This is a genomic window from Arthrobacter horti, from assembly GCF_030731045.1.
Classification (GTDB): Bacteria; Actinomycetota; Actinomycetes; order Actinomycetales; family Micrococcaceae; genus Arthrobacter_E; species Arthrobacter_E nanjingensis.
This window is the reverse complement of sequence record NZ_JAVALS010000002.1, coordinates 297127-318145: the sequence shown is the minus strand read 5'-3', so window position 1 is coordinate 318145 and position 21019 is coordinate 297127. Positions and strand designations below refer to the sequence as shown.

Annotated in this window: 18 protein-coding genes; 13 read left to right on the top strand and 5 right to left on the bottom strand. The window is 68.6% G+C overall.

The genetic code is table 11. The features are described 5' to 3' along the window. Nucleotides 1–177: 177 nt before the first annotated feature. Both Q9R02_RS05325 and Q9R02_RS05320 read left to right on the top strand, forming a co-directional pair. Nucleotides 178–2400: a sensor histidine kinase gene (locus Q9R02_RS05325; RefSeq protein WP_305995616.1), complete on the top strand. Its 2223-nt coding sequence runs from the start codon at nt 178–180 to the stop codon at nt 2398–2400. 2 nt (nt 2401–2402) lie between these two features. Further along, complete coding sequence (locus Q9R02_RS05320) at nt 2403–3113, top strand: response regulator transcription factor (RefSeq protein ID WP_305995615.1); 711 nt, start codon at nt 2403–2405, stop codon at nt 3111–3113. A 9-nt stretch (nt 3114–3122) separates the two neighbouring features. On the opposite strand, the gene Q9R02_RS05315 is transcribed toward Q9R02_RS05320, so the two are convergent. Beyond that, nucleotides 3123–4007, bottom strand: coding sequence for a helix-turn-helix domain-containing protein (locus Q9R02_RS05315; protein WP_305995614.1), 885 nt, complete (start codon nt 4005–4007; stop codon nt 3123–3125). 276 nt (nt 4008–4283) lie between these two features. On the opposite strand from Q9R02_RS05315, the gene Q9R02_RS05310 reads away from it, so the two are divergent. The 4 genes from Q9R02_RS05310 to Q9R02_RS05295 all read left to right on the top strand — a co-directional run bounded on the left by Q9R02_RS05310 (nt 4284) and on the right by Q9R02_RS05295 (nt 9176). Further along, complete coding sequence (locus Q9R02_RS05310) at nt 4284–5300, top strand: glycoside hydrolase family 76 protein (RefSeq protein WP_305995613.1); 1017 nt, start codon at nt 4284–4286, stop codon at nt 5298–5300. A 141-nt stretch (nt 5301–5441) separates the two neighbouring features. Continuing rightward, on the top strand, nt 5442–6491 hold the full coding sequence (locus Q9R02_RS05305) for an iron ABC transporter substrate-binding protein (RefSeq protein WP_305995612.1): 1050 nt from the start codon (nt 5442–5444) through the stop codon (nt 6489–6491). 127 nt (nt 6492–6618) lie between these two features. Beyond that, nucleotides 6619–8079, top strand: coding sequence for an ABC transporter permease (locus tag Q9R02_RS05300; protein WP_425279219.1), 1461 nt, complete (start codon nt 6619–6621; stop codon nt 8077–8079). Then, entirely contained in the window at nt 8076–9176 is a 1101-nt protein-coding gene (locus Q9R02_RS05295; protein WP_305995610.1) for an ABC transporter ATP-binding protein, read from the top strand. Before Q9R02_RS05300 ends, Q9R02_RS05295 begins: the two co-directional genes overlap by 4 nt. On the opposite strand, the gene Q9R02_RS05290 is transcribed toward Q9R02_RS05295, so the two are convergent. Both Q9R02_RS05290 and Q9R02_RS05285 read right to left on the bottom strand, forming a co-directional pair. Then, nucleotides 9173–9664, bottom strand: coding sequence for a phosphatase PAP2 family protein (locus Q9R02_RS05290; RefSeq protein ID WP_305995609.1), 492 nt, complete (start codon nt 9662–9664; stop codon nt 9173–9175). The two genes, Q9R02_RS05295 and Q9R02_RS05290, sit on opposite strands and share 4 nt — an antisense overlap. Nucleotides 9665–9876: 212 nt before the next feature. Continuing rightward, nucleotides 9877–10704, bottom strand: coding sequence for an AraC family transcriptional regulator (locus Q9R02_RS05285; RefSeq protein WP_305995608.1), 828 nt, complete (start codon nt 10702–10704; stop codon nt 9877–9879). 194 nt (nt 10705–10898) lie between these two features. On the opposite strand from Q9R02_RS05285, the gene Q9R02_RS05280 reads away from it, so the two are divergent. The 5 genes from Q9R02_RS05280 to Q9R02_RS05260 all read left to right on the top strand — a co-directional run bounded on the left by Q9R02_RS05280 (nt 10899) and on the right by Q9R02_RS05260 (nt 16017). Further along, nucleotides 10899–12986, top strand: coding sequence for an MDR family MFS transporter (locus tag Q9R02_RS05280; RefSeq protein ID WP_425279213.1), 2088 nt, complete (start codon nt 10899–10901; stop codon nt 12984–12986). Between the two features lie 89 nt (nt 12987–13075). Next, nucleotides 13076–13663, top strand: a complete 588-nt coding sequence (locus Q9R02_RS05275; RefSeq protein WP_305995607.1) for a TetR/AcrR family transcriptional regulator — start codon at nt 13076–13078, stop codon at nt 13661–13663. A 69-nt stretch (nt 13664–13732) separates the two neighbouring features. Further along, entirely contained in the window at nt 13733–14275 is a 543-nt protein-coding gene (locus tag Q9R02_RS05270; RefSeq protein ID WP_305995606.1) for a VOC family protein, read from the top strand. Nucleotides 14276–14315: 40 nt separating this feature from the next. Next, nucleotides 14316–14858, top strand: a complete 543-nt coding sequence (locus Q9R02_RS05265; RefSeq protein ID WP_305995605.1) for an NUDIX hydrolase family protein — start codon at nt 14316–14318, stop codon at nt 14856–14858. Between the two features lie 76 nt (nt 14859–14934). Continuing rightward, nucleotides 14935–16017 (top strand): DUF6707 family protein, encoded by a 1083-nt coding sequence (locus Q9R02_RS05260; RefSeq protein ID WP_305995604.1) that lies wholly within the window; start codon nt 14935–14937, stop codon nt 16015–16017. Here the strand turns inward: Q9R02_RS05260 and Q9R02_RS05255 are convergent. Further along, nucleotides 16014–17309 carry an HAD family hydrolase gene (locus Q9R02_RS05255; protein WP_305995603.1) on the bottom strand — a complete coding sequence of 432 codons (1296 nt, stop codon included), beginning with the start codon at nt 17307–17309 and terminating at the stop codon, nt 16014–16016. The genes Q9R02_RS05260 and Q9R02_RS05255 overlap by 4 nt on opposite strands. A 156-nt stretch (nt 17310–17465) precedes the next feature. Between Q9R02_RS05255 and Q9R02_RS05250 the strand changes: the two genes are divergently transcribed. Then, a complete protein-coding gene (locus Q9R02_RS05250; RefSeq protein ID WP_305995602.1) occupies nt 17466–18113 on the top strand; it encodes a 3'-5' exonuclease in 648 nt (215 codons plus the stop codon). 49 nt (nt 18114–18162) lie between these two features. On the opposite strand, the gene Q9R02_RS05245 is transcribed toward Q9R02_RS05250, so the two are convergent. Further along, a complete protein-coding gene (locus Q9R02_RS05245; protein WP_305995601.1) occupies nt 18163–19590 on the bottom strand; it encodes an HNH endonuclease signature motif containing protein in 1428 nt (475 codons plus the stop codon). Between the two features lie 64 nt (nt 19591–19654). Between Q9R02_RS05245 and tgt the strand changes: the two genes are divergently transcribed. Continuing rightward, complete coding sequence (tgt, locus tag Q9R02_RS05240) at nt 19655–20935, top strand: tRNA guanosine(34) transglycosylase Tgt (RefSeq protein WP_305995600.1); 1281 nt, start codon at nt 19655–19657, stop codon at nt 20933–20935. Nucleotides 20936–21019 lie beyond the last annotated feature (84 nt).

The window sequence follows — 21019 nt, the reverse complement described above, 5'->3', positions numbered from 1 at the left end:
CAGGTGTTAACTACATCACATTCCGCGTGAGGCATGAAACGGGCCGGGCTCGGCCGGTGACGTAATCTATGAGCCAGCGGTGTCAGGAAAGGATGTCAGGAGCCGATGGGGGAAATCAGGGCCAGGCGGATCAGCCCTGCGTTTCGGCGTGCACTCCTTGACCCGGTCCTGAAGGACATGACCCCCCTCGCCGGCGCCGCCGGACGCGCCACGGGGTCGCTGGTCGAATCCGTCCGGCGCGCCGCTCTCACGGCGGCCGCGGGATGGCAGCTGGTCATGGCCCTCGCCACCTTCGCCTCCCTGGGCTTGGCGGGCTGGCCCCTCATGGCAGCCCAGCTGTGTCTCGGCGCGGCGTCGCTCCTGGCCGCATGGCGATCAGTCCCCGCCCCCGCCATTCCGATCGGCATGACCCTTGTTGCTCTCTGGGGATTCCTCGCCGGCGGTGACATCGATTCCACGGTGGTGTTCGCCTCCTGCTGGGAGATGAACTTCGCCGGCTGCGTCGCAGGGCTCCTGCTCCTGCGGCGGAGCACGGTCCCCCTGATCATCCTCATGGCGCTGGCCAGTTGCACCACGATGCTTCTCGCCCGCCCCGGCTGGGGCTTCCAGTTCCCCATCGCCGTGGTCGTCACCCAGACCTCCATCATCGTGGCGGTCCGGGTCGGCCTGGCATGGCTGCTCAGGCTTGCCAACGACGCCGACGCCGAGGCCGCCGTAGTCGAGGACGCCAAGAGGCGCACCGAGATCGCCCGGCGCAAAAGCGTCCAGCTGGCCGAGGAGACACGGGTCCTGCACGACACCGCGATCAACACCCTCGGCGCCATCGCCAACGGCGGCGCCGGCGTCGCGGACCAGCAACAGGTCCGCGATCAGTGTGCGCGTGACGTCCTTCTGTTGAGCGGCCTGCACGGCGAACGCCCCTTCGTGGAACACGCCGGACTCCGCGGGATGTTCGAACAGCAGCGGCTGCCGGTGGCCCGGACCGGGCTCGAGGATGAAGCACTCGAGCATCTGGAAAAGATGCTCACCGCCTCGGTGACCGGCGCCGTCGTCGGGTGCGTCCGCGAGGCCGTGACCAACGCGGCCAAGCACTCCGGCGCCGATCTGGTCCGGATCGACGCCACCGAGTCGGACGGCCGGCTGGTGATCACCGTGCAGGACTCCGGGAGCGGTTTCGCCGGGCCCGCACCGGGCGGCCGCGGCATCGAGTCCTCCATCGTCCGCAGGGCCGCCGACAACGGCTTCCAGGCAGGGGTGGCGAGCAGTCCCGGTGCCGGAACGACCGTCACGCTCACCGTCGCACTCCAGCCCGAAAGCGCCGAATGGTTCCGCCGTCCGGTCGGCTTCCTGCACCACAAGACCGGCGAGCTGTGGGGTCTCGGGGTCACGGCGGTGAGTGTGATCCTGACCCTGGGAGGCGGGACGGACCACTACCTGGCCCTGTACCCGATGATCGGCGTCATGGCGCTCGCCTGGTTCGCCTCACGATCCCCGCGGCTGCGCCGGACAGGCCTCCTGCTCCACGCTCTCCTGATCGCTGCCACGTGCGCGGTCTTCTTCCTCTCGGCCGCGGCGACCGCCTTCGGCCAGGACGGGGTGGTGCACTGGCAGGCTCTCGCACCCACCGGGCCCTTCATCCTTCTGCTGTCGCTGCGTACCGGACGGAACGGGCCGCTGTGGGGCGCCGTGGCCTGGGCCGTCCTGGTCACCGCCATGGCGGTGACCATCTACCCGTCGTCGGGGGCCGGCGGTCAGATCCTGATCATCGCCGCCTGCGTCGGCCTCGGCTTCTCCGCGGTGTGGGCGCGGTTCCAGCACTTGGTCGAGGAGCTGAGCGAGGAGGCCTCACGGTCTCAGCACCTGGCCTTCGTGGCGAACCTCCGGACGGAGCTCGCCACGGCCGCACGGCTCGGCTACCAGCGCTGGCTGGGCGCGGGGCTCGAGTCCGCTGTCCAGCTGCTGCAGGAGATCGCCGACGGCGGCCGGCCGGCGCACGAGCCCTCCACCCGGGAGCGCTGCGGCACGGAGGAGCTGTACCTGCGGCAGCTCGTCCAGATCAGCCCCGAGCTGGTGCATCTGAGCCGCGCGCTCATGCCCACCCTCAAGAACGCCAGGGACCACGGCGTCGAGCTGGCGCTCAGACTCGGCGGCACCGACGTCGCCGATGAGGAGGCGGCCGGCGCGGTGGCCCGTGAGGTGTACCGGGGAATCTCCGGGACCCCACCGGGAGGAGCCCTGACGGCGTCGCTCTTCCCCATGGGCGACTCGCTGCAGCTGACCCTGATCGGGCCGGGTGTGGCGCCTCCCGAGGATCCGGCCGGGCCGTCCCGCTACGAACAGCTGGGAGCCGTGAACCTTCTGGAGCTGAGGTATCCGCAGAGCCCGGTGATGGCAGGATGAACATGACGTGGATCAATGAGGAGGACGGCAGAGTGAACGGTGGGCTGAAGGCCCGGTGGCGGGTCGCCATCGTGGAGGATCACCTGCTCCAGCGCAACCGCACCGAAGAGCTCGTCACCCGCGGGGAGGACTTCGACATCGTCTTCAGCGGGTCCTCGGCACCGGAGTTCGTGACGTGGGTGCGCGCGGCACCGCCCGGGCAGTGGCCGCATCTGCTCCTGCTCGATCTGATGGTGGACCGGGCGCCCAGCGTGGACGTGGAGCTGGTCAAGGCGCTGCTGAAGACCGGTCTGCGGATCGTGGTCATCTCCGCGCTGGCGTCCCCTCCGCTCACCCGCAGCATCATCCGCGCGGGGGTGACCGGCGTCGTCGGCAAACGCGACTCGGAGGAGGATATCGTCAAGGCCATCCGCGCCGTGCTCCGCGGGGAGGACTGGATGACGTCCGAGGTGGCATCCCTGATCGCCGGAGACCCCGACCGACCGGCCCTCAGCATCCAGGAGGAGCGTGCCCTGGTCCTCTACGCATCCGGCCTGACCCTGGAACAGGTCGCCACCGCCATGAACGTGGGACGGGAGACCGCCAAGCAGTACCTGGACCGGGTCAAGAAGAAGTACGCGTCCGCGGGGTTCATGGTGCGTTCCAAGCTCGACTTCGGCCGCATCGCCTGGTCTGACGGGTATCTCGATGCGACTCCCCGCCGTGCTCCCTAGGAACGACGCCTAGGCGGCCCGGGCGCCACGCCTGACGTCATGGAAACTCACGCTGTGAAACTCGGACAGCGCACGGCTCAGGGAGGCCACCGAACCGAAGCCGCTCTCCTCCGCCAGCGTCCTCGCCGATGCCCCAGGGTCGGCCTGCAGCCGCTCCACCGCCTTGTCCGCCCTGACTTTCCTGACCTCTCCGGCGATCTTCAGGCCTTGAGCGGTGAAGGCGCGGCCGAGGGTGCTGCGTGAGACGCCCAGACGCAGCGCGATCCAGTCGGGCGTCAGCCGGGGGTTGGCGAACTCCCGTTCGATGATGTCCCGTGCCCGCTCCAGAACGCTGCCGCCCTGCGTGGACCGGCCGGCCGTGGCGACCATGGCGTGGGCCACCGCCCGCATCAGGGAGCGGATCACCTCGGTGTCCTCGTCCAGACCGGTGGCGTCGCCGTCGACGATGCCCCGCAGACAGGCGTAGCACGCGCGGAAGAGCGGCGACTGCGGCGACACCGGACGCATCGATTCGGCCCGCAAGGCCACGGGGAGCACCTCCGTGGCGTCGAAGGAGAACAGGACACCTTCGGCGGACTGTGGCGCTGCGAGTTCCACCGGCCCGCTGCCCGGCATGATCACGCTGATGCCGCCCTCGGGGGCCTCGTAGCGTTCGTTCTCACCGCTGAGCTCCACCCGGCCCCGGGACACGAACAGGAAGACGTAGCGGCGCCTGAGATCCTGATCTTCACGGATCCAGCGCAGGGACAGCGGACTGCTGACGAAGTGCGCCACCAGGAATTCGTCGAATCCCAGCGCGCTGACGCCCAGGCGGCGGCGGTCCCCGGAAGCCACCTGGACCCCGCCCTGGTGCAGGAATTCCGCCATCGCATCCGGCGGCGTCGGAGCACCCATATTGAGTCTGTACCTCTGGTGCCCGTTCGGAGCATGCCCGTTCAGTACACCCCGCGCTGCGATGGCCTCCTGCGCCTCCACCGAACCACTCCCCCCATGGAACTGTTTGAACGTCTGCGACCCCGGCCCGGATACCCCTCCTAATATGCAGATATCCGGGCCAAGGCACTGGAAATTTTTCCGTACTGAGGGCCCGCGATCAGAATTTCCGGAGCAATTGACCCCTGTTCGGGGGACCGCGACGGCGAGCGTCCGGAGACCCCCTACGCTGGGCTCATGGACTCCCGTTTCCGGGCCGCCCAGGCCGCGGCTTCCGTCATCGCCCGCCACGGCCGGCGACTGGCGGGCCTTCCCGGCACGCACCTGGGGCGGGTCGTGGCGCCCGGACGGGCGTTCAGCGAACTCGGCACCTGGCACTACTGGTGGCAGGCCCATTATGTTGACGCCCTGCTGGACGCCGCACGGCGAGAGCGAGCACCTCACGGCCCGCACGCCCGGCTGGCCCGGCGCGTGATCCGGACGATCCGGCTGCACAATGCCTTCCGATACGTGAACTCCTACACGGACGACATGGCCTGGCTGGGGCTGGCGGCACAGCGTCTCGAAGCCCTGGATCCGGGGGTCCGCCTGGGGCCCCTCCATCGCGTCATCGCACGGGAGCTGGAGGCCGCCAGCACACCGGAGCTCGGCGGCGGGAGTTGGTGGAGCCGGGACCGGGACTTCAAGAACACCCCAGCCACGGCGCCCGTCTCGCTCTACTTCGCACGCGCCGGCCGCACCGCCCGGGCCCGGGGCCTGGTGGACTGGCTTGTGGCTAACCTCCTGGACGCGGAATCCGGGCTGTTCCTGGACGGCATCCACCTGAACCGCGACGGCGGCACCACCGTGGCCCGGGAGATCTACAGCTACAACCAGGGGCCGGTGCTCGGCACCCTGCTGGCTCTCGGCACACGGGAGGATCTGGCCCGCGCCGAAGCGCTCGTCCATGCGGTCGCGGAGCACCTCACCCGTCCGGATGGCACCCTGATCACCCACGGCCCGGGCGACGGCGGCCTCTTCACCGGGATCCTGGCGCGCTACCTCGCGCTGGCCGCACTGGATGAGCGCTTGACGACGGCGGTGCGGGGCACCGCGCGCTCCCTGGTCACCGCGACGGCAGGCGCCTTCTGGGCGGGCCGCGAACGCGTGGCTGACGCTTGGGTCTTCCCCGGCGCGTCCGACGTCGAACTCTCCTCCCAGCTGCAGGCGTGGATGTCGCTCGAGGCGGCCGCACGGCTCAACGAAAGCAATTAGTTAACGCTTTCATGACGCATTTCATGTGATTTAGATCACACTTAAGGCGAAAACGCGCCGCGATAAGGGATGCCTAACCTACAGTCGATCCGTGACCTCCTCCCGGGAGGTGCTCCCAGCCACATTCATGAAGGACAACCCATGCTCAAGCGCAAGTCCACCCTGGCAGGCATCGCCCTGCTGGCCGGCGCCGCCCTCGGTCTGACCGCGTGCGGCGGATCCCCCTCCGCCTCGTCCTCCTCGGCCGGTGCCGGGGCCTCCGGAGACGGCATCACGGTGTACAACGCACAGCATGAAGCCCTGACCAAGTCGTGGGCCGACGAGTTCACCAAGGAGACCGGCATCAAGGTCACCCTCCGCAACGGCGAGGACCCCGAGCTGGCCAATCAGATCATCCAGGAAGGCGCCGCCTCCCCGGCGGACGTCTTCCTGACGGAGAACTCCCCGTCCATGACGCAGGTGGAGAACGCCGGCCTCTTCGCGGACATCGACAAGGACACCCAGGACCAGGTCCCGGCCGCCTACCGCCCCTCCACCAACAAGTGGACCGGCATCGCCGCCCGCTCCACCGTCCTGGTCTACAACAAGGACAAGGTCAAGGAGAGCGAGCTCCCCAAGTCCCTCATGGACCTCTCGCAGGACCAGTACAAGGGCAAGTGGGCCGCTTCCCCGTCGGGCGCCGACTTCCAGGCGATCGTCTCCGCCATGCTGGAGCTCAAGGGCGAGCAGGCCACGAGTGACTGGCTGAAGGCCATGAAGAACAACTCCAAGGCCTACAAGGGCAACAGCACCGCCATGAAGGCGGTCAACGCCGGCGAGGTCGACATGGCCGTGATCTACCACTACTACTACTTCGGCGACCAGGCCAAGACCGGTGAGAACTCCAAGAACATCGGCATGCACTACTTCAAGAACCAGGATCCGGGTGCGTTCGTCTCCGTCTCCGGCGGCGGCGTCCTGAAGTCCTCCAAGCACGCGGCCGAGGCCCAGCAGTTCCTGAAGTTCATCACGGGCAAGAAGGGCCAGGAGGTCCTGGAGAACGGCAGCTCCTACGAGTACCCGATCGCGTCCGAGGTCCCGGCGAACGCCAAGCTGACGCCGCTGAAGGATCTCCAGGCTCCCACCGTGGACGCCGCGAAGCTCAACTCGCCGAAGGTCATCGATCTGATGACCCAGGCAGGACTGCTCTAAGCACTTGTCCACCACACTGGATCGCGACGCCCAGCGCGTCCGGGCCGGCCGGGGTTCCCACCCCGGCCGGCCTTCCGGCGTTCCCGGATTGACCATCATCGCCACCCTGGTGGCCCTGATCTCCCTCATGCCCCTGGGGTATGTGGCGTACATGACCGTGGCCACCGGCTGGGACACGGCCGTGGCGCTGATCTTCCGCCCGCGCGTGATGGAGCTGCTCTCCAACACCTTCTGGCTGGTGGTCTGCACCGTCCCGGCCTGCCTCGTCCTGGGGGTCGCCGCCGCCTGGCTGGTGGAGCGCACCGGGCTGCGGGGCCGGCGGCTCTGGGGCGCCTTGCTGGCGGCGCCGCTCGCCGTCCCGGCCTTCGTCAACAGCTATGCCTGGGTCTCCGCCATCCCGTCGATGGCGGGCTTGAGCTCGGGTGTGCTGATCGCCACGCTGTCCTACTTCCCCCTGGTCTACATCCCTGCGGCGGCCACCCTGGCGCGCCTGGACCCGGCCATCGAGCAGTCCGCCGCATCCCTGGGCCTGGGCCCGTGGGCGGTGTTCTTCCGGGTGGTGCTGCCCCAGCTGCGCATCGCCCTGACGGGTGGCGGCCTGCTGGTGTCGCTGCACCTGCTGGCGGAGTACGGCGCCTTCGCCATGATCCGTTTCGACACCTTCACCACGGCGATCATGGAGCAGTTCCGGTCCACCTTCAACGGCCAGGCGGGCAATATGCTCGCCTCCGTCCTGGTCCTCGGCTGTCTCCTCCTGCTTCTGGCGGAGGTCCGCAGCCGCGGTAACGCCCGGTATGCCCGCATCGGCTCCGGAGTCCAGTCCTCGCCCTCGATCCTGCCGTTGCGCTGGTATCAGCTGCCCTCGCAGTTGTTCCTCCTGGCTCTGACGGCCCTGGCGCTCTTCTTCCCCCTGTGGTTCGTGATCCGATGGATGGTGGTGGGCGGACCCGCCATCTGGAACCTGTCGGAGTATCTCCCGGCTCTGACCCAGACCCTGGGCTACGGTCTGGCCGGGGCGGCGGTCACCACGGCGGCTGCCTTCCCGCTCGCCTTCCTGGCGGTCCGGAAGCCCAGCTGGTTCAGCAAGACCCTGGAACTGGCCAACTACGTCACCAGCTCCATGCCGGGAATCGTGGTGGGCCTGGCGTTCGTGACGGTCGCCATCCGGCTGACCCCTGCTCTGTACCAGACCAACACGGTCCTGGTCATCGCGTACGCCCTGCTGTTCATGCCCCGGGCCCTGGTGAACCTCCGGGCCGGCCTGGCACAGGCGCCGAAGCAACTGGATGAGGCCGCCCAGGCGCTGGGCGTCTCCCCGTTCCGGGCGTTCCTGCGGGTCACCCTGCCGCTCAGCGCCCCCGCGGTGGCCAGCGGCGCGGCCCTGGTGTTCCTGGCCATCACGAACGAGCTGACGGCCACGCTCCTGCTCTCCCCCAACGGAACCAACACCCTGGCCACGTATTTCTGGTCCTACAGCACGTCCATCGATTACGCCTCGGCAGCCCCCTACGCGTTCACGCTCATCCTGCTCTCGGCGCCCATGACCTACCTCCTCCTGCAGCAGTCCAAGAAAGCAGTCGGCCAGTGACCGGACCCTCCCCCTCCCGCCTCCCCGCCCCCGCGGTCTCGCCCGCCATCGACCCCTCCACGGACAGTCACCTGTTCCTGGAGGCGGTGACCAAGAACTTCGGTTCCCAGGCGGTGCTCAAGGGCATCGACCTGAGCGTGACACGCGGCGGCACCACCGCCATCGTCGGCCCGTCCGGGTCCGGCAAGACCACGCTTCTGCGCATCATCGCCGGCTTTGAGGCACCCACCACGGGCCGCGTCTCGCTCAGCGGCGAGGCCGTGGCGGGCCCGGACGGATGGGTCCCCGCGCACAAGAGGTCCATCGGCTACGTGGCGCAGGACGGCGCCCTGTTCCCGCATCTGACCGTGGGGCAGAACATCGCGTTCTCCCTGGGGCACATCCCCCGTGCCCGGCGCAAGGAGCGGGTGGCGGAACTCATGACCATGGTGCGGCTGGACCCGGACTACGCCAAACGCCGCCCTCACCAGCTCTCCGGCGGCCAGCAGCAGCGCGTGGCGCTGGCGCGGGCCCTGGCGCACGAGCCGCAGCTCATGCTGCTGGACGAACCGTTCTCCGCGCTCGACGCCGGCCTGCGCGTGGCCACGCGCCGCGCCATCGCGGAGGTGCTCAAGGAGGCGGGCGTCACCACCATCCTGGTCACCCACGATCAGGCGGAGGCGCTGTCCTTCGCGGATCAGGTGGCCATCATGCGGGACGGGAATCTGGCCCAGGTGGGCAACCCGTTCGTGGTCTACACACGCCCCGCGGACCGGGCCACCGCCGAGTTCCTGGGCGACGCGGTCATCCTGGACGCCTGGATGGAGGGCTCCCTGGCCACCTGTGCACTGGGGGCCATCCCGGTCCGGCGCCCCCCGGTCCAAGGCGAGGTGGTCATCATGCTGCGCCCGGAGCAGATCCGGATCGCGGAGGACGGACCCATCCGCGGAACCGTGCTGGACACCGTCTACTTCGGCCCGGAGACCACCGTGCGGCTGCTGCTGCCGGACGCCGGGGAGACCATCAGCGTCCGCCACTGGAACGCCGCGATCGCCCGTCCCGGCACCGAGCTCCGGCTCCGCGTGGTGGGCGAGGCGGTCGCGTTCCCCAAGGGCTAGCGCCGGGACAGCCACACATCCACCGCCATCACCCCGGCCAGGACCACCAGGGACAGGCCTGCGGAGGCCAGCACATCCGTGAGCCAGTGGTAGCCCAGGTAGATGCGGCTGTAGCCGACCACGGCGGCGAATAGCGCTGCGAGCCCGAAAGCGACGACGGCGGTGCGCGCCGGCGTCGTCGTCCTCCGCCGTGAGTGGGCCACCAGCAGCCACGCGAGGGTGAGCGCGAAGACGGCCGAGCCGAGCGTGTGCCCGGAGGGGAACGAGGGGCTCGGCTCCAGGCCGAGCACCATGAAGGCCGGGTCCGGGCGGGCGCGGCTCAGCTCGTGCTTGATCAGGCTGGAGGCCGTGACGGCCACGGCCATGGCGCCCATGAGCAGCAGGGGCCGGCGCCACTCGCGGCGCAGGAGGATCCAGCCGAAGCCCACCACGCCGGTGATCACGCTCATCCACGTCGGCCCGGTGAGGGTGGTGACCAGGGAGAGCACCGCCGTCGCCCAGGCGTGCGGATGGATACCGCCCAGTCATGCACGGGCTGATCGGCCGCGCCCGCACCCCAGTGGCCCAGGTAGCTGAACAGCATGAGCAGGAACCACGCCGCACCCAGGACCGCGAGCGCCGGCGCGAGCCACCGCACGGTCCGCGGGGATACAGCCAGGGGTGGGGTCATCGTCCCAGCGTAGTCACCTCAGTCGCGCGGTCATCTCAGTCTCGGAGGCGCCGAGCTGACCGCCCGGGCGGCGTTCCCGGCCTGCCGGGTCTGAGACGGGGTCTCCCCCACCACGCGGCGGTAGCTGCGGGCGAAGTGCGCCTGATCGGAGAATCCCAAGCGCAACGCGAGGTCCGCGAGCCGGACGTCCGGATCCGCGTACAGGATCGTGGCGGCCTCCTGCAGGCGGCGGCAGTCCAGCAGCCACTTGGGGCTCACGCCGACGTGGTCCCGCACCAGGCGGTCCAGGGTCCGCAGCGGCAGACCCGCGCGGTCCGCGAGCTCGTCCACGCGGGTGAGCGAGCCGTCGTCCTCGGCCAGGCGGCAGACATCATTGCAGAGCCGCATGCGGTCATCCATCCGCTCCGCCACAGGCGCCAGCCACACGCGGACGATGGCTGCCAGCGCGTCCTGCGCGCCGGCGTCGTGCACCAGCTCCGACACCTCGGAGACGGGCGCTTCCGGAAGCGGACGGCGCGCGCCGATCAGCGCCTTCGGCTCCTCGTCCGTGAACAGCCGGGTGGCGGCGGGGCGCAGGAGCGCGCCGAGCACCCAGGACTCCCCGCTCAGCTCCTGAACAGCGACGGCGGTGCCCAGTCCGGCGAGCAGGGCGCCCTGGGGCATGATCACCAGATTTGCCGCCGGATAGCTGAGCACGCGCTGCGGACGCACGACGCCGGGCGGCAGGCTCCAGCGCCCGAACCACAGGTGCCGGACCACTTCGGCGAGCGGTTCGCCGGGCCGCGCGAGCGCGAAGCGCTCCATCCGGACACCAGGCACTCCGGGGTTCAGATGCCCCTTGGAGACCACATCCGCCATGCCGCTCCTGGAAGTGTTAGTTGTCACAAGCAACTAGCTTGCCTTAATTGTTGCGGGGCCTGTAATCTTGCGGTGTCTGCAATCTTGCATTGATTGCAATTCTGCACAGTCTGCAAATATTCTGCACCGTCTGCAGATATCTCGCCTCTGTCCGCGGGCAGCCCCCCAAACCATCTTCCACGGAAAGACCTCCCATGAGCACCAGCACCACCAGCACGGCGACGGCCGGCGCCCGTAACCCGGGGTCCGGCAGTCCCGTCATGACGCACCGGCAGATCCTGCTGGTCATTTACGCCCTGATGGCCGGCATGTTCCTCTCCTCCCTGGACCAGACGATCGTCGGTACGGCCATCCGCACCATCGGCGACGATCTGCACGGCCTGGACCAGCAGGCGTGGGTCACCACGGCCTACCTGATCACGTCGACCATCGCGACGCCGATCTACGGCAAGCTCTCCGACATCTTCGGGCGCCGTCCGCTCTACCTCTTCGGTCTGGGCGTCTTCCTGGTCGGATCGCTGCTGTCCTCCTTCTCCACGTCGATGATCATGCTGGCCGCCTTCCGTGGTTTCCAGGGCATCGGCGCCGGCGCTCTGATGTCCATCCCGCTGGCCATCATGGGCGACATCCTGGCCCCGCGTGAACGCGCCAAGTACCAGGGCTACTTCCTGGCGGTCTTCGCCGTCTCCTCCGTGGTGGGCCCGCTGATCGGCGGCGTGTTCGCCGATGCGCACGAGATCCTCTGGGTCACCGGCTGGCGCTGGGTGTTCCTGATCAACGTGCCGATCGGCCTGGTGGCCCTGGCCATGGTGCTCTCCTTCCTGCACCTGCCCAAGTTCCACGACCATGGCAAGGTCCGCATCGACTGGTGGGGCGCCACGGCCGTGGTGGTCACGCTCGTCCCGCTGCTGCTGGTGGCCGAGCAGGGCCGCGAATGGGGCTGGGGCTCCTTCGGCTCCATCTCCTGCTTCGTGATCGGCGCCGTCGGCCTGGTGGCGTTCATCATCATCGAATCGATCATGGGCAAGGACGCGATCATCCCGCTGCGGCTGTTCAAGTCCGGCACCTTCTCCATGGCCACCATCCTGGGCTTCCTGGTGGGCTTCGCGATGTTCGGCGCCATGCTGACCCTGCCGCTGTACCTGCAGCTCGTCACCGGCCTGTCCCCCACCGAGTCCGGCTTCGCCACGCTGCCCATGGTGGCCGGCCTGATGACGGCGTCGATCGTCTCCGGCCAGCTGATCGCGAAGACCGGCAAGTACCGCATCTTCCCGATCACCGGCACCTTCTCCACCGCCTGCGGCTACGTGGTGCTGACCTTCATGACCATCGACAAGCCGCTCTGGTTCCTCATGATCGGCATGTTCCTGATCGGCCTCGGCCTCGGCCAGCTGATGCAGACGCTGACCCTGGCCTCGCAGAACTCCGTGGAACCCCGGGACATGGGTGTGGCCACCAGCTCCGCCACCTTCTTCCGCCAGATCGGCGGCACCATGGGCACGGCCGTCCTCCTCTCCGTCCTGTTCGCCGTGATGCCCACCAACATCACCACGGCCATGCAGAACCAGGGTGATCTGCACAGCTCCCTGGATGCGGCCCTGACGCCGTCGGTGGCGGACAACCCGTCCAATGCCGGTGTCATGAACCAGATCTGGAACCCGATCGTCAATCCCATCAAGGATGAGATCCAGAAGGGCCTGGACCAGGGCACCGCCGCCGCCAAGAAGGCCGCGGATGACGCCGTGACCCAGCAGGTCACCGCCGCCGTCCAGGCCAAGGTGACCGCCGGCCAGATCCCCGCGTCCATGGCGCAGGGCATCATCGACGAGCAGGTGGCGGCCGCAAAGCCCACCGCGGAGCAGAAGGCCCTGGAGATGGCCTCGCAGAAGGCCAACGCCTCCGTGGTGAACGGCAAGCTGGCCATCGACTACTCCAATGAGGCCCAGCGCACGGCCGTGGTGGACAAGCTCGTGCCCACCATGATCGAGAAGCTCAAGGAGCCGAAGGACCAGAGCTCCAGCCAGAGCAGCGCCTCGACGTCGGACACCGCCTACCTCAAGGGTGCCGACGCCCGCCTGACCCGCCAGTTCATGAACGGGTTCAACAACTCGGCCGTGAGCATCTACTGGGTGGGTCTCGGTGTGATCGTCCTGGCGTTCCTCCTCAGCTGGTTCTTCAAGGTGCCGCCGCTGCGTCAGCGCTCCGCACTGCAGGAGCAGGCCGACAAGAGCAACGCCGCGGCTGAGAGTGCCGAGCAGACGGAACAGGCCGAGCAGGCCTGAGCGCACAAGGACTGACCGCCGTCGGCTCCCGCAGAGATCCCACAGAGATCCCGCGGGAGCCGGCGGCGGCCGGTCCGGAGGAATCATCCATGAAGACAGACCCTGAAACGGCCCCCATCGCCTCCCTGCGGGAGCGCAAGAAGCAGCAGACCCGCGCGGCGATCCACAATGCCGCCCAGGACCTGGTCCTGGAGGAGGGCCTCGCCCAGGTGACCATCGCGGACATCTGCGCCCGCGCCGGAATCTCGGAACGCACGTTCTTCAACTACTTCCCGTCCAAGGCGGCCGCCTCCCTGGGTCTGCCGGACGATCCGCTGTCCGAGGCCCGGACCCGGGCGTTCCTGGAGAGCGACGGCGCCATCATCGACGACCTCTGCGTCCTGATCGGCAGCCTGTCCAGTGGCCCGGACAGTGTCCCCAAGCTCAAGCAGCTGGTGGTCAACGAGCCCGAGCTCATGGCCGCCGTGCACCACTGGACGTCCGGCTTGCGCGCGGAGATCGTCGGGCTGGCCGAGCAGAAGACGACGCCGTTACGGGCCCGGGCGGCCACCTCCCTGGTGTTCGCGGCCCTCTTCCTGCATTCGGACAGCAGCCACGCGGGCATCGAGGACCGGCCGTCCGCGGACGATCTGCGGGCCATGGTCAAGGTCCTTGCCGAGGTGGCACGGGGACGCTGAGCATCCCATCCACGGGCACTGGCCGATTTCTTCAAGACCGGCCCTGCCCCCTCGAAGCAGAGTGGTGCCATGAGTGAGAACACTGCACAGAGCCAGAACACAGCGCCGAGTGAGAACACCGCACCCCGTACCGCGGCCACCGGTCGGCACACCACGGACGGCATGCCGCACGGCCGCACGTCCATCACCCCGCACGTCGTGGTCTCCCCGGCCACCAAGGCACTGGAGTTCTACCGCGACGTGTTCGGCGCCGTCGTCGTCTCTGAGACGCGCATGGGTGAGCTGATCGGCGAGGCCGAGCTCCGCTTCACCTCCGGCGGCATCACCATCGGCGACCCCATGCCGGAGTTCGGGCTCGTGGCGCCGCAGGCGGGCGGCACCAGCATGTCCCTGGCCCTCTACGTGGCCGATGTGGACGCGGTGGTGGCCCTCGCGGAGGCCGCCGGGGCCACCATCCGGGAGGCGCCCGCCGACTTCGTCTCCGGTGACCGCTACGCGTCCATCCTGGATCCGTTCGGCGTCCGCTGGGCCGTGATGACGCGGGTGGAGGACCTGTCCACGGAGGAGAGCGCGCGCCGCGTGCACGAGTGGGCGGCGGGTTTCTCCGGCTGAGCCTCCCGGGCGCGGCCGCCGCGACGGTCATAATGGGTTCATGAGCGTGCGCACCCCGGACCCCTACCCCGGCTGGCTGAACGATGAGGACCTCTACGAGGCCCGGAACCGTCTCCCCATGGTCTATGTGGAGGCGGTTCCCGTGCGTCTGGACCCTCTCGGCCTGGTGATCGAGGTGGGGACGTTGCTGCAGGGCGACGCGGAGGGCAATATGGTGCGTTCCCTGGTCTCCGGCCGTGTGCTGTACCGGGAGACCATCCGCGCGGCACTGCTGCGCCACCTGGAGAAGGACCTGGGCAATTTCGCACTGCCGTTCCTGCCGCCCAGCCCGGTCCCGTTCACCGTGGCCGAATACTTCCCGTCACCGTCGCAGACCGGGTACACGGACGAGCGGCAGCATGCCGTCTCCCTGGTCTACCTGGTGCCGGTGACGGGCGAATGCAGCCCGCGCCAGGACGCGCTGGAGCTGACCTGGATGTCGCCGCGGGAGGTGCTCAGCGAGGCGGTGCAGCAGGAGTTCGACGGCGGCCGCGGGCAGCTGGTGCGCCAGGCGCTGGCGTTCGCCGGGGTGGCGTCCTTCTGAGAGCTGGGAGTTCACGGTCAGCTCTCCTTTGTAGACTGTGCTCCGAGCTGCACCCGACCCGGGAGGTAACCGGTCCATGGAACGAAGCGAAGAGCTGCAGGTGGAACTCGCCGCAGGCCTGATCACGAAGGGGGTCCGGCTGGTCCTGCCCGACGGCGGGCTGAGCCCTGTGGTGACCGCGGTGATCACCGAGGATGACGATCTGGGCAACCCGCTGCTGAACCGTCTTGAATTCGACGACGGCGGCCCCGGCCTCCGCGTGGCGCTCACGGCGACCGTGCGCGCGGTCGGCTCGGGGGTGGTCGGCTCGGGGTCGGTTCACCCGACAGAGCCGGACGGCGCACCTTCCGACCGCCCGGCCCTTGTGACCGGGGGGCTGCTGTCCCTGCCGTCGCCGGGTGCTGCGGCTATTCCCGCGCCAGAGACCCTCGCCGCAGACCCGGCCGGCGCAACGCCCTCCGACGCGACCCACACTCCAGCGCCGTCCACTCCCACGCCGCACACCGCCGCGGAATCCCCGTCGGAGGATCCCGCCGTCGCGGCCGCCCGCGAACTGATCCCGCCGCTGGAGGACACCCCGGAACAGCTCATCGAGGACATCTCGGTGCGGTACCCGGGACGCGGCGGGCTGCAGAACCTGGCGGACCGGCTGGTCAAGGGCATCAATGTGAAGTCGGGCAGCTGCCTGGCGGATCTGCGTGCGTTCGCGCAGGACCTCTTCCTGGAGTACCAGGACTCCGCGGCCAGCCTCAACGTGGCGGACCTGCTGAACGTTCTGCAGTTCGACGGCAACCCGGCCCGGTGGACCCACACGGAGGCCAGCCTGGCGCTGTCCAGCTTCGTGGCTGACGAACTCGGTGAGCATGAACGCGCCGAGGCGTACCGCCTGCTGCTCCGGGCACCGGAGGAACAGGAGCTGGACCCCTTCCGGTCCCGGCTGGAAGCCAAGATCCGGCAGCGGCGGCTCAACGAGCCCAATCTGTACGACAAAGAAGTCTTCCGTGCCATCGACAGCGGCAACCACGAGGCGGAGCGGGAGTGGCGTGTGCTCCGCCTCGAGTCGCTGCTGCATCTGAAGGCCCATGGCGGGTCCCAGACCCTGGCGCCAGAGGAAGTGGACCGGCGGATCAGGATGGAACTGGACCTGGTCCGGGGCTAGCTATCCTTCTGGCTGTCCCTCTGATCGGCGATGACGGATCCATCGGTCCTGGTGATGGGGGCCTTCTTGTTGTCAGGCGTGGTGAAGCCCTTGGTGGAGCAGTGGTACGGATCGGTCCGCTGAGGCTTCGGGTTGATGAACATCGGAGTGACGAGCCAGGTGCCGCCCTCGTTGTCCAGGGCCCGGCACATCAGCTCGGTGTTGTTCCGGTTGATGACCAGCCGGGCCGCGGTGGCGTCACCGACGAAGGTGACGTCCGTGCCGGAGTCGCCGGCGGCGAGGATCTGCCGCTTCTCCGCGGAGAGCTGCTCGAAGGCCGCCGCTCCCTGCACGCCGAAGATCTCCTGGTTGGCCCAGCAGCGCTTGCCGTCGATGTAGGTCATGACCGAGTCGTCGCCGTCGGCGACTCCGCCGCAGCCCTTGAGGTGAGTGGTCTGGAGGCCGTTCTCGTAGACGCTGCGGACACCCACCACGTGCCCGGTGTCGACGCCGGCCTCACCGGACCACGCCTTGACGATGGGCTCGGGGGAGGCTGACACCACCCAGGGGACCACGCCGTGGGCCTTGAGCGTGGCGATCAGGTCCTTGATCTGCGGGTAGACACGGATGTAGCCGTCCATGTCCTGCGATCCGACCTTCTGCTTGGCGCCCACAGGGGCGGACAGGTTCTCCTGCTTCATGGCGGTGGCGAAGGCACCGAGTTCCTCTTCGCTGTACCCCGCGGACAGTGCGGTCCCCCAGGCATAGGCTCCCGTGATGCGCCGGGCGTTGAAGCCCTGGAAGGCTTCGTCGCCGGCACGGGTCTTCTCATCCAGGATGGCCAGGATCTCATCCGCGCAGCCGGTGTTGTGGGCGGTGTCCAGCGGCTTCCCGGCCGGCGTCGAGGTGCCGCAGGCCTTGCTCAGCGCGCTCGCGGCCGCGTCCGTGAGGTAGCGGCTGGTGGTCTTCCAGTCCTTGTTCTCCGGCTGCAGGATCTTGTTGTTGCGGAGCATCCAGAAGTTGGTGCCGTAGCCGATGTCGTTCTTCACCACCGTGTTGTCCCAGTCGAAGATGGCGACAGGGGCGACGGTGCCCTTGAAGGTTCCGGTGCAGGTGCTGTGCGCGTCGATGGCGGTCTGAAGCTTCTCCCTCACGCCGGACGGCCAGGTGAGCGTCGAATCCAGCTGGCGGCACGACGTCGATGTCGAGCCGGCCTTGGGTGCCTGAGCCGGGTCAGACGCCCCGCAGGAAGTGATGGCGAGGAGTCCTGCCAGCGCCGCGGTTGCGGCGGTGAAACGGGCGGTGCGAGTCATACGAAAGTTCCCTTCTTTTCGATAGGAAGGGACCGTAGCAACGGCGCAGCGCTGTTGTATATAGTGCAACATGGCGCGCATTGTGCAATTCTCCGGGCCGTGGGCCGGCGCGGAACTTCATTGCCGCTCCCGGTTCACGTCATGATGGGAGGGATCATGAACAACATCGCTTCTCTCGCATCCGTCCCTGCGTCCGGCCTGGACTTCACCGCCATCGATTTTGAGACGGCCAACTCGGACCGAGGGTCCGTGTGCGCGGTCGGGCTGGCCAAGGTCATCGGCGGAGCGGTGGTGGACACGACGTCCTGGCTCATCGCCCCTCCGGAACCGGTGCGTTGGTTCGATTCGTTCAACACAGCGATCCATGGCATCCGGGCCGTCGACGTCGCCACGGCACCGGGGTGGGAAGAGTCGGCGGAGCAGATCGCCTCCTACGTCGGAGGCGATCATCTGGTGGCCCACAATGCGGCTTTCGACGCTTCAGTCATCCGGAAGGCGGGCGAACATACCGGTCATCCGTTCCCGGGACGGGAGGTGTACTGTTCCTTCCGGCTGGCACAGCGACTGCTGGACCTGCCGAAGTACAAGCTGCCGATCGTGGCCGCCGAACTGGGTGTCTCCGGTTTCCGGCACCACGATGCCGGGGACGACGCCCGGGTGTGCGCGGAGATCGTGATCGCGCTGGCGGGTCGCCATGGCGCCACCGCGGTCGAGGGCCTGTGGGAGCGCCCGACGTCGGCGGTGGGCGACATGTACCCGCTGCCGCGCAAGACACGGCAGCCTCGGGTGACCGGGGAAGCCTGAAAAGGCGAGCCCCGGGTCCGTGACGAAGAGCCCGGGACATCGGCGAATCTCAGAAGGGCGGCGGGTCGGAATCGCAGTCTGCGGATCCCGAGTGGCTGGGCGCAGGGGTGACTTCCACCCGAAACCGAGTGGTTGCCGGTATCGGTGGATGGTCGAGGTGTGTGCGGCCGGTTGGGCTGCTCCATTCGAGGACGCCGGTGGCAGCGCCGGTGCCGGTCCGGCTGGTCCTCATCCTGGCACCGGAGTTGGGTCCGGGTGGCGGTCCTGCTTGTTTCACGGTCCAGCGGGTGTGGTGTTTCAGGACGTGGTGGCGTCGGCAGAGTCCGGCGAGGTTGCTCAGGGTGGTGGGGCCGCCGTGGGCGGCGTCCCGGGTGTGGTCCAGGTCCAGTTCCGCGGCGGGGAGGTTGCAGCCGGGGAAACGGCAGCGGGAGTCCCGGGCGTGCAGGAGCCGTTTGAGGTCTTCACCGGGCCGGTACCGGTCCACGGCCAACACCACCCCCGTGATCGGGTCGGTCAGGACCCGGTTCCACGCCGACACACCACCGGCCAGGAGGCGTGCGGTGTGCGGGTCGATGGGGTGGCGGCCGTTCAGCTCCGCCGCGACCGGCTCATGAGTCTCGTCACCGATCAGGGTCAGCACCGGGACGGTGACCTCGACCCGGGCGCTGATCCCGGCCAGGAGCCCGTCCGAGGCGTCGTGACCGCTCGGGGCACCATGCAAGAGCAGGTCCGCGAGGAGGTCGGCACGGAGCTGATCCCGCGTCCGGGTTTCCTGGGGCCCGTCCCCTGAGGCGATCGAAGGCTCGCTCGCCCCCGTGGCACTGGCCGATCGGGTATCCGGGGACTGTTCACAACCCTTGGCCAGGCTGGTCAGCCGTCCGAACACCCCGTGGGCGAGGGTGGCGGGCAGCACGGCCCCGAGTTCGGCCATCCCGTCCGGGAGTGGGTTCAGCCAGACCCGCCGTTCCTGGCAGGCTCGGTCGTGGCGGACTGCCAGGGGTTCGGGTTCGGCTTTTTCGGCTTCCCGGGCCCGTGCCGTGGGGTTCTCGATCACGGTCCCGGCGTCCCGGATGACCCGCACATGCGCCGCACTGATCCGCCCCTCCGTGAAGGCCTGAAGGGTGGCCGGGAAGCGTTCCACGAGCTCCACGGCGGCACCCATCTGGTGCTGGATGGACCGGTCGCTGGTGCGGGTCGCGGTGGCGATCTCCGCCGCGACCGAACGCTCCGCCAACTCCACCGCCCGCGCCTCCCACAAGCCCTCATCAGCCGGCACACCCGGCCCAGCCGCGTCGTCGTCGATCAGTCCGTGGGAGAGTTCCACAGCCATGGCCAGCAGCAGCTCCCGGCCCGCCTGCAACTGCGCGATCCCCCGGTCCGCCGCCACGATCGCAGACGTCAGGGAGTCAAGCGCACCCAGAACCCCGGGCACCTGCCCGGCCCCCGGAACCCCTTCGGTGCTGCTCTCCGCCTCCATGACCCCACTCTTCCAGAGGGGTCCGACATTAATTCCTGCCCCGCACATTTGGCAGAATGACAGGGTGCCTTCCACAAGTGAAACCCTGACCGAGCCCGCCGCAACGCTGGGCGATCCCGCCCGCCAGGAGGAGTTCGGCTTCACGGTCGGCACCCGCCTCGAGGACACGGAACCCGGCAAGCACGGCCGCACCGGCGTCATCCGCACCCCGCACGGTGACATCCAGACGCCGGCGTTCATCGCCGTCGGGACCAAGGCAACCGTCAAGGCCGTGCTGCCCGAGTCCATGAAGGAGCTCGGCGCCCAGGCCTTGCTCTCCAACGCCTACCACCTCTACCTCCAGCCCGGCCCGGAGATCCTGGACGCCGCGGGCGGACTGGGCCGCTTCATGAACTGGCAGGGCCCCACCTTCACCGATTCCGGCGGATTCCAGGTCATGAGCCTGGGATCCGGCTTCAAGAAGGTCATCAACATGGACGTGGTGGACAACTCCGGCCCGGATGACGCCGTGGCACCCGGCAAGGAGCGCCTGGCCCATGTGGACGAGGACGGCGTGTGGTTCAAGAGCCACCTCAACGGGGACAAGCACCGCTTCACCCCGGAGATCTCCATGCAGGTGCAGCACCGGATCGGCGCGGACATCATGTTCGCCTTCGACGAGCTGACCACCCTGCAGAACTCCCGCGCCTATCAGGAGGAATCCCTGGAGCGCACCCGCCGATGGGCCGAGCGCTGCGTCACCGAGCACTTCCGGCTCACCGACGAGCGCGTCGGCAAGCCGTACCAGGCGCTGTTCGGCGTCATCCAGGGCGCTCACTACGAGGACCTCCGCCGCAAGGCGTGCCAGGACCTCGGCGCCATGAACTTCGACGGCTTCGGCCTGGGCGGCGCGCTGGAGAAGGAGAACCTGGGGACGATCATCGGCTGGTGCGCGGAGGAGCTTCCGGAGGACAAGCCGCGGCACCTGCTGGGCATCTCCGAGCCGGATGACATCTTCACGGCCATCGAGAACGGCGCGGACACCTTCGACTGCGTCTCCCCCACCCGCGTGGCCCGCAACTCCGCGTTCTACACGCCGGACGGCCGATTCAACCTCTCCGGCCGCAAGTACAAGACGGACTTCGGCCCGCTCTTCGACGGCTGTGACTGCTACGCCTGCGCCAACTACACGCGCGCGTACATCCACCACCTGTTCAAGGCCAAGGAGATGGTGGCCGCCACGCTGGTCTCCATCCACAACGAGCGCTTCATCGTCAAGCTCGTGGACGACGCCCGCCTGGCCATGGAGGCCGGCGACTTCGCGGCGTACAAGGAAGAGGCGCTGGGCCGCTACTACTCGGCCTGAACGCGCGGCGCCCTCCAACTGGTCGGGACCATCTGTCGTTCTAACGGCGCCAAAGCAACAGATACTCCCGACCAGTTGGGAGAG

Bases quoted from the DNA above. Each gene is read 5' to 3' on its own strand.
- Q9R02_RS05280 (WP_425279213.1), top strand. From the start codon at position 10,899: ATGAGCACCAGCACCACCAGCACGGCGACGGCCGGCGCCCGTAACCCG.
- Q9R02_RS05305 (WP_305995612.1), top strand. From the start codon at position 5,442: ATGCTCAAGCGCAAGTCCACCCTGGCAGGCATCGCCCTGCTGGCCGGC.
- Q9R02_RS05315 (WP_305995614.1), bottom strand. From the start codon at position 4,007: ATGGGTGCTCCGACGCCGCCGGATGCGATGGCGGAATTCCTGCACCAG.
- Q9R02_RS05320 (WP_305995615.1), top strand. From the start codon at position 2,403: ATGACGTGGATCAATGAGGAGGACGGCAGAGTGAACGGTGGGCTGAAG.
- Q9R02_RS05275 (WP_305995607.1), top strand. From the start codon at position 13,076: ATGAAGACAGACCCTGAAACGGCCCCCATCGCCTCCCTGCGGGAGCGC.
- Q9R02_RS05260 (WP_305995604.1), top strand. From the start codon at position 14,935: ATGGAACGAAGCGAAGAGCTGCAGGTGGAACTCGCCGCAGGCCTGATC.
- Q9R02_RS05300 (WP_425279219.1), top strand. From the start codon at position 6,619: ATGCCCCTGGGGTATGTGGCGTACATGACCGTGGCCACCGGCTGGGAC.
- Q9R02_RS05255 (WP_305995603.1), bottom strand. From the start codon at position 17,309: ATGACTCGCACCGCCCGTTTCACCGCCGCAACCGCGGCGCTGGCAGGA.
- Q9R02_RS05245 (WP_305995601.1), bottom strand. From the start codon at position 19,590: ATGGAGGCGGAGAGCAGCACCGAAGGGGTTCCGGGGGCCGGGCAGGTG.
- Q9R02_RS05310 (WP_305995613.1), top strand. From the start codon at position 4,284: ATGGACTCCCGTTTCCGGGCCGCCCAGGCCGCGGCTTCCGTCATCGCC.
- Q9R02_RS05325 (WP_305995616.1), top strand. From the start codon at position 178: ATGACCCCCCTCGCCGGCGCCGCCGGACGCGCCACGGGGTCGCTGGTC.
- Q9R02_RS05265 (WP_305995605.1), top strand. From the start codon at position 14,316: ATGAGCGTGCGCACCCCGGACCCCTACCCCGGCTGGCTGAACGATGAG.
- Q9R02_RS05270 (WP_305995606.1), top strand. From the start codon at position 13,733: ATGAGTGAGAACACTGCACAGAGCCAGAACACAGCGCCGAGTGAGAAC.
- Q9R02_RS05250 (WP_305995602.1), top strand. From the start codon at position 17,466: ATGAACAACATCGCTTCTCTCGCATCCGTCCCTGCGTCCGGCCTGGAC.
- Q9R02_RS05285 (WP_305995608.1), bottom strand. From the start codon at position 10,704: ATGGCGGATGTGGTCTCCAAGGGGCATCTGAACCCCGGAGTGCCTGGT.